Source organism: Streptomyces omiyaensis (assembly GCF_014650895.1).
In the GTDB taxonomy this organism is placed as follows: domain Bacteria; phylum Actinomycetota; class Actinomycetes; order Streptomycetales; family Streptomycetaceae; genus Streptomyces; species Streptomyces omiyaensis.
In genome coordinates, this window is record NZ_BMVV01000014.1 from 38,867 (window position 1) to 51,143 (window position 12,277).

At 75.0% G+C, this 12,277-nt stretch carries 13 protein-coding genes; 6 read left to right on the forward strand and 7 right to left on the reverse strand.

Translation table 11 applies throughout. The annotated features are described in order from the left end of the window. Positions 1–7 precede the first annotated feature (7 nt). The 3 genes from IE287_RS22700 to IE287_RS22710 are packed head-to-tail and all read right to left on the reverse strand — an operon-like array spanning position 8 to position 3,023. Positions 8–997, reverse strand: coding sequence for an acyl-CoA dehydrogenase family protein (locus tag IE287_RS22700; protein WP_189850992.1), 990 nt, complete (start codon positions 995–997; stop codon positions 8–10). Continuing rightward, positions 997–2,166: an acyl-CoA dehydrogenase family protein gene (locus tag IE287_RS22705; RefSeq protein WP_189850993.1), complete on the reverse strand. Its 1,170-nt coding sequence runs from the start codon at positions 2,164–2,166 to the stop codon at positions 997–999. The genes IE287_RS22700 and IE287_RS22705 overlap by 1 nt, the downstream gene beginning before the upstream one ends. Next, positions 2,166–3,023 carry an enoyl-CoA hydratase gene (locus tag IE287_RS22710; RefSeq protein WP_189850994.1) on the reverse strand — a complete coding sequence of 286 codons (858 nt, stop codon included), beginning with the start codon at positions 3,021–3,023 and terminating at the stop codon, positions 2,166–2,168. Before IE287_RS22710 ends, IE287_RS22705 begins: the two co-directional genes overlap by 1 nt. Positions 3,024–3,068: 45 nt before the next feature. Here IE287_RS22710 and IE287_RS22715 point away from each other — a divergent pair, with 45 nt between their 5' ends. The 4 genes from IE287_RS22715 to IE287_RS22730 are packed head-to-tail and all read left to right on the forward strand — an operon-like array spanning position 3,069 to position 6,788. Next, positions 3,069–4,235 carry an acyl-CoA dehydrogenase family protein gene (locus tag IE287_RS22715; RefSeq protein ID WP_189850995.1) on the forward strand — a complete coding sequence of 389 codons (1,167 nt, stop codon included), beginning with the start codon at positions 3,069–3,071 and terminating at the stop codon, positions 4,233–4,235. Further along, positions 4,232–5,020 (forward strand): SDR family oxidoreductase, encoded by a 789-nt coding sequence (locus tag IE287_RS22720; protein WP_189850996.1) that lies wholly within the window; start codon positions 4,232–4,234, stop codon positions 5,018–5,020. Before IE287_RS22715 ends, IE287_RS22720 begins: the two co-directional genes overlap by 4 nt. Beyond that, on the forward strand, positions 5,017–5,628 hold the full coding sequence (locus tag IE287_RS22725; protein WP_189850997.1) for a TetR/AcrR family transcriptional regulator: 612 nt from the start codon (positions 5,017–5,019) through the stop codon (positions 5,626–5,628). Before IE287_RS22720 ends, IE287_RS22725 begins: the two co-directional genes overlap by 4 nt. Before the next feature lie 2 nt (positions 5,629–5,630). Then, complete coding sequence (locus IE287_RS22730) at positions 5,631–6,788, forward strand: acetyl-CoA C-acetyltransferase (RefSeq protein WP_189850998.1); 1,158 nt, start codon at positions 5,631–5,633, stop codon at positions 6,786–6,788. Between the two features lie 228 nt (positions 6,789–7,016). Here IE287_RS22730 and IE287_RS22735 read toward each other — a convergent pair whose 3' ends face one another. The 4 genes from IE287_RS22735 to IE287_RS22750 are packed head-to-tail and all read right to left on the reverse strand — an operon-like array spanning position 7,017 to position 10,469. Further along, a complete protein-coding gene (locus tag IE287_RS22735; RefSeq protein ID WP_189850999.1) occupies positions 7,017–8,081 on the reverse strand; it encodes an NAD(P)H-dependent flavin oxidoreductase in 1,065 nt (354 codons plus the stop codon). Beyond that, the gene (locus IE287_RS22740; protein WP_189851000.1) at positions 8,078–8,851 is read right to left on the reverse strand and encodes a CoA-transferase subunit beta; all 774 of its coding nucleotides are present in this window, start codon (positions 8,849–8,851) and stop codon (positions 8,078–8,080) included. The genes IE287_RS22735 and IE287_RS22740 overlap by 4 nt, the downstream gene beginning before the upstream one ends. After that, complete coding sequence (locus IE287_RS22745) at positions 8,848–9,696, reverse strand: CoA transferase subunit A (protein ID WP_189851116.1); 849 nt, start codon at positions 9,694–9,696, stop codon at positions 8,848–8,850. Before IE287_RS22745 ends, IE287_RS22740 begins: the two co-directional genes overlap by 4 nt. 14 nt (positions 9,697–9,710) lie before the next feature. Continuing rightward, a complete protein-coding gene (locus IE287_RS22750; RefSeq protein ID WP_189851001.1) occupies positions 9,711–10,469 on the reverse strand; it encodes an enoyl-CoA hydratase family protein in 759 nt (252 codons plus the stop codon). Between the two features lie 78 nt (positions 10,470–10,547). Here IE287_RS22750 and IE287_RS22755 point away from each other — a divergent pair, with 78 nt between their 5' ends. Both IE287_RS22755 and IE287_RS22760 read left to right on the forward strand, forming a co-directional pair. Then, positions 10,548–11,327, forward strand: a complete 780-nt coding sequence (locus IE287_RS22755; protein WP_189851002.1) for an SDR family oxidoreductase — start codon at positions 10,548–10,550, stop codon at positions 11,325–11,327. Between the two features lie 167 nt (positions 11,328–11,494). Beyond that, positions 11,495–12,277: a 2-keto-4-pentenoate hydratase gene (locus IE287_RS22760; protein ID WP_189851003.1), complete on the forward strand. Its 783-nt coding sequence runs from the start codon at positions 11,495–11,497 to the stop codon at positions 12,275–12,277.

Consider the following 12,277-nt stretch of genomic DNA (forward strand, 5'->3'; position numbering starts at 1 on the left):
GAGGGGGTCAGGGGGCGAGGACGCGGGCGCGGCAGGAGGCGGGGGTGCCCCAGGCGTCGCGGAGCGGCCGTGCCTTGCGGATCCACAGGGACAGGTCCAGCTCCTCGGTGTAGCCGACGGCGCCGTGGAGCTGGAGCGCGGTGCGGGCGGCGGCGTGGGCCGCCTCGCCCGCGGTGACCTTGGCGGCGGCGACCTCCCGGGGCGCCGTCCCGCGCGCGGCCAGGGCCAGGGCGGCGGCGTGCACCAGCGGCTGGGCGAACTCCAGGGCGAGGAGGGTGTCGGCCAGCCGGTGCTTCACGGCCTGGAACGAGCCGACGGGGACGCCGAACTGGGTGCGCTGCCTCACGTAGGCCACGGTCCGGTCGAGCAGGGCCCGGCCGAGCCCGAGGGACTGGGCGGCGGTGGCGAGGGCCGCGACCTCGGCGGCGTACGCGGTGGCGGCGGCCACCTCGGGGCCGCGGGCCAGGACGGTGCCGCCGGCGGAGGGCCGGGCGAGGCGCCGTACCGGATCGGCCGAGGGCTGGACGGGACCGGCGGCACCGGCGAGGCGCAGGGTGTCGTCCTCGGCGACGAACACCGCGTCGGCCGTGTCCGCGTCCAGCGCGTAGGGGCCGGTGAGCGCGGGGACGCCGAGGGAGACGACCGCCCGGCCCGCGGCGACGCGGGGCAGCCACGCGGCGGACGCGGCCTTGTCGCCGAGCCGGTCGAGGAGGGCCGCCGCGGCGACCGTCTCGACCAGCGGGCCGGGGACGGCGTGCCGGCCCAGCTCGGTGAAGGCGACGGCCAGTTCCACCGGCAGCGGCCCCAGGCCCTCGTGCTCCTCCGGTACGGCCAGGGCGAACACGCCCGCGTCCGCGAGCCGGGACCAGAGGGCGCGCCCGGGGGCGGGGTCGCCGGCCGCCCAGGCCCGCGCGGTCCGGGGCGTCCCGGCCGCCGTCAGCAGCGCGTCGAGGGCGCGGGCGAACTCCCGCTGTTCGGCGTCGGGCAGGAACCGCATCACCGGCGTCCCTTCGGCAGGCCGAGCAGCCGCTCGGCGATGATGTCGCGCTGGATCTCGTTGGTCCCGGCGTAGATCGGTCCGGCGAGCGAGAAGGTGTGGCCCTCGGCCCAGCCGCCGTGGGCGGGCGCCTCCGCGGCCTCGTCGGAGAGTTCGCCGTACGGTCCGAGGAGGTCGAGCGCGGTCTCGTGGAGGGCGATGTCGAGCTCGGACCAGAAGACCTTGTTGAGGCTGGACTCGGCGCCGATCGAGCCGCCCGCGGCGAGCCGTGAGGCGTGGGCGTAGGTGAACAGGCGGTAGGCCTCGGCGCCGATGACGGCGTCGGCGACGCGGTCGCGCAGGGCGGTGTCGGAGGGGTCGGCGCGCTCGCGCCACAGGGCGGTGAGCCGGTCGGCGGCGGCGGAGAACCGGCCCGGGCTGCGCAGGGTCAGCCCGCGTTCGTTGCCCGCGGTGCTCATGGCGACCCGCCAGCCGTCTCCGGGGGCTCCGATCACGTCCTCGTCGGGCACGAACACCCCGTCGAGGAAGAGCTCGGCGAAGGCGGGCTTGCCGTCGAGCCGCCCGACGGGCCGTACGGTGACGCCCTCGGCGCCGAGCGGGAACATGAGGTACGTCAGTCCCCGGTGCGGCCGGTCCGCCCCGGGGTCGCTGCGGAAGAGGCCGAAGGCGCGGTCGGCGAAGGCGGCCCGGGAGGACCAGGTCTTCTGGCCGCTGAGCAGCCAGCCGCCGTCGGTGCGCACGGCGGTGGAGCGCAGGCTCGCGAGGTCGGAGCCGGACTCGGGCTCGGACCAGGCCTGGGCCCAGACGACCTCGCCGGACGCCATGGGCGGCAGGACGCGGGCGCGCTGTTCGTCGGTGCCGTGTTCGAAGAGGGTGGGGGCGAGCAGGTTGATGCCGTTCTGGGCGACCCGGCCGGGCGCGCCGGCGGCGTAGTACTCCTCCTCGAAGACCAGCCAGCGCAGGACGGAGGAGCCGCGGCCGCCGTACTCCTCGGGCCAGGAGACGACCGACCAGCGGTCGGCGGCGAGTTCGGCCTCCCAGGCGCGGTGGGCGGCGAAGCCCTCGGCGGTCTCCAGGGAGGGCAGCGGGGCGGCGGGCACGTGGGCGGCGAGCCAGGCGCGGGCCTCGGCCCGGAAGGCGTCGTCCGCCGCGGAGAAGTCGAGGTCCATCAGGCTCCGGCCGCCTTCATGGTGTGGATGTCCATACCGCCCAGCGCGTCGCGGGCGGTCTCGGCGTTGTGCGCGTGCGCGAGGTGGTGCAGTCCGAAGACCGCGTCCATGCCGGTGTGCAGGCCCTGGAGGTCCTCGGCCTGGTTGACGGCGCGCTTGGTGAGCGCGAGGCCCATCCGGGGCATCTCGGCGATCCTGAGGGCGAGTTCCATCGTCCGGTCCTCCAGCTCGGCGCGGGGGACGACGCGGTTGACCATGCCGACCTCGTACGCGCGCCGGGCGCCCATCCGGTCGCCGGTGTAGAGGAACTCCTTGGCGACGCGGGGCGGCATCACCCAGGGGTGGGCGAAGTACTCGACGCCGGGGATGCCCATGCGGACGACCGGGTCGGCGAAGAAGGCGTCCTCGGAGGCGACGATCAGGTCGCAGATCCAGGCGAGCATCAGGCCGCCCGCGACGCAGGCGCCCTGCACCGACGCGACGACGGGCTTGGGCAGTTCGCGCCAGCGCCGGCACATGCCCAGGTAGACCTCCGACTCGCGGGCGAAGCGGCTCTCGGCGCCCTCCTTGTCCGAGTGGTCCCACCAGAGGCCGGCGCGGCGCTCGAAGGGCAGGTGCGCGTCGCGCTCGGGGGTGCCGATGTCGTGGCCGGCGGAGAAGTGGTCGCCGGCGCCGGCGAGGACGACCACCTTGACCTCGCCGTCGTCGGCCGCGCGGTAGAAGGCGCGGTCGAGGGCGTAGGTCATCGCGGAGTTCTGGGCGTTGCGGTATGCGGGCCGGTCCATGGTGACGACGGCGACGGGGCCCCGTCGCTCGTAGCGGACGGGCTCGGTGGACGTGGTGCGGGCAGCGGACATCCGCCCTCCTTCCCTAACAAGTGTTTGGTAGGTTAACGTACGGCCATGAGCAACGTCGAGGAGTTCCGCAGGGAGGTCCGCGGCTGGCTGCGGGCCCACCTCACCGGCGAGTTCGCGTCCCTGCGGGGCCGCGGCGGTCCCGGCCGCGAGCACGAGGCGCACGCCGAACGCCTCGCCTGGGAGCGGCACATGGCCGCCCACGGCTGGACCTGCGTGGGCTGGCCGAAGGAGTACGGCGGCCGGGGCGCGAGCCTGGAGGAGCAGGTCGCCTTCCACGAGGAGTACGCCCTCGCGGACGCCCCCGCGCGCGTCGGCCACATCGGGGAACAGCTCCTCGGACCCACCCTCATCGCCTTCGGCACCCCGGCCCAGCGCGCCCGCTTCCTCCCCCGGATCGTCGCCGTCGACGAACTGTGGTGCCAGGGCTACTCCGAGCCCGGCGCCGGCTCGGACCTGGCCAACGTCAGGACCCGGGCCGAGCGGGACGGCGACGCGTGGGTGGTCACCGGACAGAAGGTGTGGACCTCGGGCGCCCACGAGGCCGACTGGTGCTTCGTCGTCGCCCGCACCGCACCCGGATCGGCCCGCCACCACGGCCTCTCCTACCTCCTCGTCCCGCTGGACGCCCCCGGCGTCGAGATCCGGCCGATCGTCCAGCTCACCGGCACCTCCGAGTTCAACGAGGTGTTCTTCGACGGCGCCAGGACCCAGGCCGCCCACCTCGTCGGCGCCCCCGGCGAGGGCTGGAAGGTCGCCATGGCGACCCTCGGCTTCGAGCGGGGCGTCTCCACCCTCGGCCAGCAGGTCGGCTTCCGCCGCGAACTGGAGGCCGTGATCGACCTGGCCCGGCGCAACGGCGCCGCCCGCGACCCGCTCGTCCGCGACCGGATCGCCCGCGCCTGGACCGGCCTGGAGACCATCCGCTTCAACGCCCTGCGGATGCTGAGCGGCGTCGCCGCCGGAGCGCCCGGCCCCGAGGCCTCCATCAACAAGATCTTCTGGGCCACCTGGCACCGCGAACTCGGCGAACTCGCCATGGACGTCTGCGGGGCCGACGGCATGCTCGCCGCCGGGGAGCCGTACGACCTCACCGACTGGCAGCGCCTCTTCCTCTTCTCCCGCGCCGACACCCTCTACGCCGGCTCCAACGAGATCCAGCGCAACATCATCGCCGAGCGCGTCCTCGGCCTGCCCAAGGAGGCCCGCCCGTGACCGGCACCCCGCCCCCCTACCTCCCCGGCCACGGCCTGCTCGCCGGCCGCACCGCCGTCGTCACCGCCGCCGCCGGGGCCGGCATCGGCGGAGCCACCGCCCGCCGCCTCCTGGAGGAGGGCGCCCGGGTCGTGATCTCCGACGCCCACGCCCGCCGCCTGAAGGAGTCCGAGGAAGCCCTCGCCGCCGAGTTCGGCGCCGGCCGGGTGGCCTCCCTGCCCTGCGACGTCACCGACGAGACCCGGGTGGCGGCCCTCCTCGACCTCGCCGAGGAGCACCACGGACGCCTCGACATCGTGGTCAACAACGCCGGCCTCGGCGGCACCGCCGACCTCGTCGACATGACCGACGAGCAGTGGGACAAGGTCCTCGACGTCACCCTCAACGGCACCTTCCGCTGCACCCGCGCCGCCCTGCGCCGGATGAAGGCCGCGGGCGCCGGAGGCGTCGTCGTCAACAACGCCTCCGTGGTCGGCTGGCGCGCCCAGCGGGGCCAGGCCCACTACGCCGCCGCCAAGGCCGGCGTGATGGCCCTGACCCGGTGCGCCGCGCTGGAGGCCGCCGCGTACGGCGTGCGGGTCAACGCCGTCTCCCCCTCGCTCGCCATGCACCCCCATCTGGTGAAGGTCACCACCCCCGAACTCCTCGCGGAGCTCACCTCCCGCGAGGCCTTCGGCCGGTACGCCGAGCCGTGGGAGGTGGCGAACGTGATCGTCTTCCTCGCCAGCGGGTACTCCTCGTACCTCACCGGCGAGGTGCTCTCGGTCAGCAGCCAGCACCCGTGAGACCGGCGCCCGAGCGGCGGCGCGAACTCCTGGAGGTGGCGGCCGAGGTCTTCGCCGCCCAGGGGTACGACGCCACCACCGTCCGGCGGATCGCCGACGCGGCGGGGCTGCTCGCGGGCAGCCTCTACTACCACTTCGACTCCAAGGAGTCGATGCTCGACGAGATCCTCTCCGGCTTCCTGGACGACCTGTGGTCCCGGTACGACGCCGTGCTCGCCGCCGGTCTCGGCCCCCGGGAGACCCTGGAGGCCCTCGTCACCGCCTCCTTCCGGGAGATCGACCGGCACCGCGCCGCGGTCGCCATCTACCAGAAGGAGTCCGGGCAGCTCCGCGACCAGCCCCGCTTCGGCTACCTCGCCGAGGCGCAGCTGCGGCTGGAGCGCGCCTGGCTCAGGACCCTGGAGTCCGGTGCGGCCTCCGGGGACTTCCGCACCGACCTCGACGTCCGGCTCACCTACCGCTTCGTGCGCGACACCGTCTGGGTCGCCGCGTCCTGGTACCGGCCGGGCGGCCGGCACAGCCCCGAGGAGACGGCCCGCCAGTACCTGTCGATGGTGCTGGACGGCGTCGCGCTCCGCGACCGACACCGACGCACGAACAAGGAGTGACCATGGCCGAGGCCTACATCGTCGAAGCGATCCGCACCCCGGTGGGCAGGCGCAACGGCGGCCTGTCCGCCGTCCACCCCGCCGACCTCGGCGCCCACGCCCTGAAGGCCCTGATGGAGCGCTCGGGCGTCGACCCGGCGGCCGTCGAGGACGTCGTCCTCGGCTGCCTGGACACCGTCGGGCCGCAGGCCGGCGACATCGCCCGCACCTGCTGGCTGGCCGCCGGCCTGCCCGAGGAGGTGCCGGGCGTCACCGTCGACCGGCAGTGCGGCTCCTCCCAGCAGGCGCTGCACTTCGCCGCCCAGGCAGTCCTGTCCGGCACCCAGGACCTCGTCGTCGCGGGCGGCGTGCAGAACATGTCGATGGTCCCCATCGCCTTCGCCAGCCGCCAGGCCGCCGCCCCGCTCGGCCTCACCGAGGGCCCCTACGCCGGCTCCGCGGGCTGGCGGGCGCGCTACGGCGACCAGCCGGTCAACCAGTTCCACGGCGCCGAGCTCATCGCGGAGAAGTGGGGCATCACCCGCCGGGACATGGAGGAGTTCGCCCTCCGCTCGCACCGGCGGGCGGTCCGCGCGATCGACGAGGGCCGCTTCGCGCGCGAGATCGTCCCCTTCGGGGACGTCACCACCGACGAGGGCCCGCGCCGGGACACCTCCCTGGAGAAGATGGCCGGCCTGAACCCGGTGGTGGAGGGAGGCCGGATCACCGCCGCCGTCTCCTCCCAGGTCTCCGACGGCGCCTCGGCGGTGCTGCTCGCCGGCGAGCGGGCCGTGCGCGAGCACGGCCTCACCCCGCGCGCCCGGATCCACCACCTCTCGGTGCGCGGCGAGGACCCCATCCGGATGCTCTCCGCCCCCATCCCGGCGACGGCGTACGCGCTGAAGAAGGCCGGGATGACGCTCGACGACATCGACCTGGTGGAGATCAACGAGGCCTTCGCCCCGGTCGTCCTCGCCTGGCTGAAGGAGACCGGCGCCGACCCGGAGAAGGTCAACGTCAACGGCGGCGCGATCGCGCTCGGCCACCCCCTCGGCGCGACCGGCACCAAGCTGGCCGTCACCCTCCTCCACGAACTGGAGCGCACCGGGGGCCGCTACGGACTCCAGACCATGTGCGAGGGCGGCGGCCAGGCCAACGTGACGATCATCGAGCGCCTGTAGGGCCCCCGGGGGAGCGGCGGCGAAGACCCGCCGCCGCGCCGGCCGGCCGCGACCGCATCGCGCGCGGCTCCGCCGGGGCGTTCGCCTCCCGGGCCGGGTGGGGGAGGCCGGCCCGGCCGCGGCCGGGCGCCGGCGCGGGCATCGCTCAGGGGCCGCGGGGGCGGCAGGGCGGCACGCGCGTCCGCCGGGGCGGTTCCACCCCGGCGGACGTCGTGCGTGCGGCGGCCTTCAGTCCGGGCGGGGCAGCGCGCGCAGGGCGGCCGCGGCCTCGGCCATGACGCGGTCGACGAGCTCGGCGCACGAGGGGAGGTCGTCGATCAGGCCGGCGACCTGGCCGGAGGCCATCACCCCGAGGTCGGCGCGGCCGTCCACCATCGACGCCTTGAGCATCATCGGGGTGTTGGCGGCCAGCAGGACCTGGCTCCAGGTCAGCTCCTTGCCGTGCTTCATCGCGAGGCCGTCCTGGACCATCCGGGACCAGCTCATGCCGGACTCGCGCCGGAAGGCCGCCGCGTGCCGGACGGCCCGCAGCAGGGCCGCGGTCCGGCCGGAGCGCTCCAGGGCGTCGACCAGCTCGGTCCTGAGCATCCGGTGCGGCAGTCCGTCGACCTTCTTGGTGACGGTGACGTCGCCGACCGCCGCGGCCAGATAGCGGGCCTTCACCGCGTCGGGGACGGTCGAGTCGGAGGTGAGCAGGAAGCGGGTGCCCATGGCGACGCCGGCCGCGCCGTAGGAGAGCGCGGCGACCAGGCCGCGCCCGTCGTGGAAGCCGCCGGCGGCGACGACCGGGATGTCGACGGCGTCCACCACCTGGGGGAGGAGGACGGTGGTGGCGACGCTCCCGGTGTGGCCGCCGCCCTCGCCGCCCTGCACCACGACCGCGTCGGCACCCCACGCGGCGACCTTCTCCGCGTGCCGGCGGGCCCCGATCGAGGGGATCACGACGACCCCGGCGTCCTTCAGGCGGGCGATCAGCTCGCGCGAGGGCGCGAGCGCGAAGGAGGCGACCCTCACCCCCTCCTCGATGATGATCCGGACCCGCTCGGCCGCGTCCCCGGCGTCCGCCCGCAGGTTGACGCCGAAGGGCGCGTCCGTCCGGGACCTGACCTCCCGCACGGCGGACCTGAGCTGCTCGACGCCCATGGTCGCCGAGGCGAGGACGCCCAGCGCGCCCGCGTTCGCGGCGGCCGAGACCAGCCGGGGCCCGGCGACCCATCCCATGCCGGTCTGCACGATCGGGTGCCGGACCCCGACCAGGGCGGTGAGGGGCGTGGAGAGCGTGGCGTCGCTCATGCGCGGACCTCGCGGTCCCGCAGGCCGCGCGGGTCGATCTCCTCGCGGATCAGCCGCAGTTCCTCCGCCGTGGGGTCCCGGGTGTACGGCACCTCCTCGGGCACGGCCAGGGCGAAGCCGGTCGCCTCCCGCACCTGCTCGACGGTGACGCCCGGGTGGAGCGAGCGGAGCCGCATGCCGCGGTCCGGGGTCTCGAAGTCGAAGACGCCCAGGTCCGTCACGACGCCCGGGAGGCGGTGGTAGCGGGTGGCGGACGGTCCGGCCGCCGCGGCCCGGTCGTGGCCGACGCCGCAGACCATGTCGACCCGCTCGACGAAGACCCGGGCCGAATGCCTGGGGACCCAGTAACTGGTGGGATTGTTGAGGGAGTTGACCGGTGCTCCGCGGACGCCGAGGAGCTGCCGCCTCGGCCGCTCCCAGTCGCCGATGCAGCTGATGTTCTGGTTGCCGTACCGGTCGAGCTGGCTGGCGCCCATCATCACGTGGCGCCGGCCGGTGGTCACCAGGGCGAGGTGCTGCCGGTAGGGCAGCCAGCCCTCGACGATCGCGGGCGCGGCGCCGATCGCGGGCACGTCGCCGATGAGCAGCGCCTCGCCGTCGGTGAGCAGCAGGTCGGGGGCGAAGGTGCGCTTCGCGAGCCGGGCGCCGATCATCGGCACCGTGCCCATGGGGCTGGCGAGGACCTCGCCCGCGTCCCGCCAGGCCTCGGCGCAGGCCACCACGCAGTACTCGGCGCGCGTGGGCGCCGCGGTCGTGTCGGTGCCGGTCATGCTTCCTCCCCGTGGAACGCCGCCACCGCGGCCCGGTACGCGTCCTCGTCGCCGGAGAGGAACCGCGCGGTGAACTCCCGCCAGGCCTCCGGATCGCGGGCGGCCTCGGCGTAATGGCGCTGGAAGGCCTCGTCCCGGTCGTAGTCGGGGACGCAGGAGGTGAAGTGGGCGCCGTTCGGGGCCTCGACGACGCCGTCGACGAAGGCCCGCTTGAGCAGCAGCGTCTGCGGCCCCGCGTCCTTGAGCAGCTCGGAGGTGTCCACGATCCGCTCGCAGGAGACGTACGCCGTCTCGGCGGCCTCGCAGAACAGGTCGTCGAAGTACGGGTCGGGGCCCAGGTACTGCCCGTTGCCGTGCGGGTCGGCGCGGTTGAGGTGGACCAGGGCGGCGTCCAGGCGCAGCGCGGGGACGGCGACGAGCTCCTCGCGGTCCCCGTACGGGGAGGTGACCGTCCGCAGCGAGGGGTTGACGGTCATGACGTCGGAGGCGAGGCCGGCCCGGACGGGCATGAAGGGCAGCCGGTGCACGGCGGCCGTCAGCCCCCACATCATCATGGCCTCGTCCAGCTCCACCAGCTCGAAGGCGCCGCGCTGCCGGGCCGCGACGAAGTGCGGCTCCAGGGGGACGGAGTCGAGCGTGGCGAAGGCGGTGACCAGGGTGCGGATCCTCCCGGCGTCGGCGAGCAGCCCGACGTCGGGGCCGCCGTAGGAGACCACGGTCAGGTCGGTGACGTCCGAGCGCAGCAGCGCGCGGACCAGCGCCATCGGCTTGCGCCGGGAGCCCCAGCCGCCGATGCCGATCGTCATGCCGCTGCGCAGCCGGCCGACCACCTCCTCGGCGGTCATCGTCTTGTCCTTGCTCACGACCGGTCCTCCTTGTCGTCCGTGCCGAAGGTGTCGCGGACGCGGTCGGCGACACCGCTGAGGTTGGCCTCGAAGGTGAAGCCCTGTTCGAAGCGGTAGCTGCGCCGGACGTCCACCGGGTCGATGCCGTTGATGGCGGCCTTGGCGAGGCGGACGAGCTGTCCGTCCTTCGCGGCGATCTCCCGGGCCAGGCCGAGGGCGGCCTCCCGCAGCTCCTCGCGCGGGACGACCCGCCACACCGAGCCGTGCCGGTGCAGCTCCTCCGCGGTGACCGTGCGGGAGGTGTAGTAGAGGGCGCGCATCAGGTGCTGGGGAACCAGCCGGGCGAGGTGGGTGGCGGCGCCGAGGGCGCCCCGGTCCAGCTCGGGCAGGCCGAAGGAGGCGTCCTCGGAGGCGACGATCGCGTCGGCGTTGCCGACGAGGCCGATGCCGCCGCCGAGGCAGAAGCCGTGCACGGCGGCGACCACCGGCACGGCGCAGTCGTAGACGGCGGAGAAGGCCTCGGCGCAGCCGTGGTTGGCGCCGAGGATCGCCTCGGGGCCGCTCGCGCGCTGGAGCTCCTTGATGTCGACGCCGGCGTTGAAGCCCCGGCCCTCGGCGGCCAGCACGACGCAGCGCACCCGCGGGTCGGCGCCGGCGGCGCGGAGGGCGGCGGCGAGGTCGTACCAGCCCTGCACGGGAAGGGCGTTGACCGGGGGGAAGTCGACGGTGACGACGGCGACCCCGTCGTCCGGGGCGGAGGTGGAGACACCCATGAGCAGATCAGCTACCTTTCCACCAAACGTTTGTTAGGTAGAAGGTAGCAGCGGTTCGGCCGCTGCGGGAGGTGTCCCATGGCAGTGACCATCGATCTGTCCGGCTCCGTCGCCGTCGTCACCGGCGGCACCCGGGGCGTCGGCGCGGGAATCACCCGGGCCCTGCTCGAAGCCGGTGCGGAGGTCGTGACCTGCGCCCGGCGCGCCCCCGACGCCCCGGTCGAGGCGGCCGGGCGCACCGCCCGCTTCCTCCCCGTCGACCTGCGCGACCCGGACGCCGTGACCGCCTTCTTCGACCGGGTGCGCGCCGACCACGGGCGCCTCGACACCCTGGTCAACAACGCCGGCGGCACCCCCTTCCGCACCCTCGCCGACGGCGAGCCCGCCCAGCACGCCCGCGTCCTCGAACTCAACCTCACCGCCCCCCTCACCGCCTCGCTCGCCGCCCACCGCGTGATGAGCCGGCAGAGCGGCGGGGGCTCGATCGTCATGGTCGGCAGCGTCAGCGGCACCCGCCCGTCCCCGGGCTCCGCCGCGTACGGCGCCGCCAAGGCCGGACTGGAGAACCTCGCCCGCTCCATGGCCGTCGAATGGGCGCCGCTCGTCCGCGTCAACACCCTCGTCCTCGGCATGGTCCGCACCGAGCTCTCCCACCTGCACTACGGCGACGAGGACGGCATCGCCGCCGTCGGCCGCACCGTGCCGCTCGGCCGGCTCGCCGCCCCCGCCGACATCGGCGACGCCTGCGTCTTCCTCGCCTCCGACCGCGCCGCCTACGTCAGCGGCGCCGCCCTCCACGTCCACGGCGGCGGGGAACGCCCCGCCTTCCTCGACGCCGCCACCGCCAACCGGCCCTGAGGGGCGGGACCTCCACGGCGCCGGACCCCCGGCCCGGCCGGACCGGAGCACGGCCCCGCGAAGGTCCCGCCCCCTTTCCCGCTCACCGGGAAACGGCGCTCCCTCCGCCCGGCGGCCCCGGCCTAGCCTCGCCGGACAGCCCCAACCGCCCCCAGGAGGGACCCGTCATGCTCACGGACCGCCAGCGCCACGAGGCGGCCGAGCTGCTGCGCTCCGCCGAACTCGGAGTCTCGCCGATCGCCCCGCTGAGCGAGGCGTACCCCGGCATCGACACCGAGGACGCGTACGAGATCCAGCTCGTCAACATCCGCCGCCGCCTCGCGGCCGGGGCCGAGGTGCGCGGCCACAAGGTCGGCCTCTCCTCGCCCGTCATGCAGCGGATGATGGGCGTCGACGAACCGGACTACGGCCACCTGCTCCACGACATGGAGCTCACCCCCGGCGTCCCCGTCCCCGTCGCCCGCTACTGCCGCCCCCGCGTCGAGGTCGAGGTCGGCTTCGTGCTCGGCGAGGACCTGCCGGGGGAGGGGTGCACCCCCGAGGACGTGCTCGCGGCCACCGAGCGGGTCGTGCCCGCCCTGGAGCTGATCGACAGCCGCGTCCGCGACTGGCGCATCACCATCGCCGACACCATCGCCGACAACGCCTCCTCCGCCGGATTCGTCATCGGCGAGGGGCGCGACCCCCGCGGCCTCGACCTGAAGGCCGTCGAGGCCCGGCTCACCGACGGCGGCGCGCTCCTCGCCGAGGGGCGCGGCGACGCCGTCCTCGGCGACCCGGCCCGCTCCGTCGCCTGGCTCGCCCGCACCGTCGCGCGCTTCGGCGTGCCCCTGAGGAAGGGGCACGTGGTGCTGCCCGGTTCGTGCACCCGGGCCGTCGACGTCGCGCCCGGCGCCACCTACACCGCCGAGTTCACCGGGCTGGGCCCGGTCTCCCTCTCCTTCACCTGA

Excerpts from the sequence above, each read along its gene's own strand:
- IE287_RS22750 (WP_189851001.1), bottom strand. The coding sequence starts at position 10,469 with ATGGGTGTCTCCACCTCCGCCCCGGACGACGGGGTCGCCGTCGTCACC.
- IE287_RS22715 (WP_189850995.1), top strand. The coding sequence starts at position 3,069 with ATGAGCAACGTCGAGGAGTTCCGCAGGGAGGTCCGCGGCTGGCTGCGG.
- IE287_RS22760 (WP_189851003.1), top strand. The coding sequence starts at position 11,495 with ATGCTCACGGACCGCCAGCGCCACGAGGCGGCCGAGCTGCTGCGCTCC.
- IE287_RS22755 (WP_189851002.1), top strand. The coding sequence starts at position 10,548 with ATGGCAGTGACCATCGATCTGTCCGGCTCCGTCGCCGTCGTCACCGGC.
- IE287_RS22705 (WP_189850993.1), bottom strand. The coding sequence starts at position 2,166 with ATGGACCTCGACTTCTCCGCGGCGGACGACGCCTTCCGGGCCGAGGCC.
- IE287_RS22745 (WP_189851116.1), bottom strand. The coding sequence starts at position 9,696 with ATGACCGCCGAGGAGGTGGTCGGCCGGCTGCGCAGCGGCATGACGATC.
- IE287_RS22735 (WP_189850999.1), bottom strand. The coding sequence starts at position 8,081 with ATGAGCGACGCCACGCTCTCCACGCCCCTCACCGCCCTGGTCGGGGTC.
- IE287_RS22710 (WP_189850994.1), bottom strand. The coding sequence starts at position 3,023 with ATGTCCGCTGCCCGCACCACGTCCACCGAGCCCGTCCGCTACGAGCGA.
- IE287_RS22700 (WP_189850992.1), bottom strand. The coding sequence starts at position 997 with ATGCGGTTCCTGCCCGACGCCGAACAGCGGGAGTTCGCCCGCGCCCTC.
- IE287_RS22740 (WP_189851000.1), bottom strand. The coding sequence starts at position 8,851 with ATGACCGGCACCGACACGACCGCGGCGCCCACGCGCGCCGAGTACTGC.
- IE287_RS22730 (WP_189850998.1), top strand. The coding sequence starts at position 5,631 with ATGGCCGAGGCCTACATCGTCGAAGCGATCCGCACCCCGGTGGGCAGG.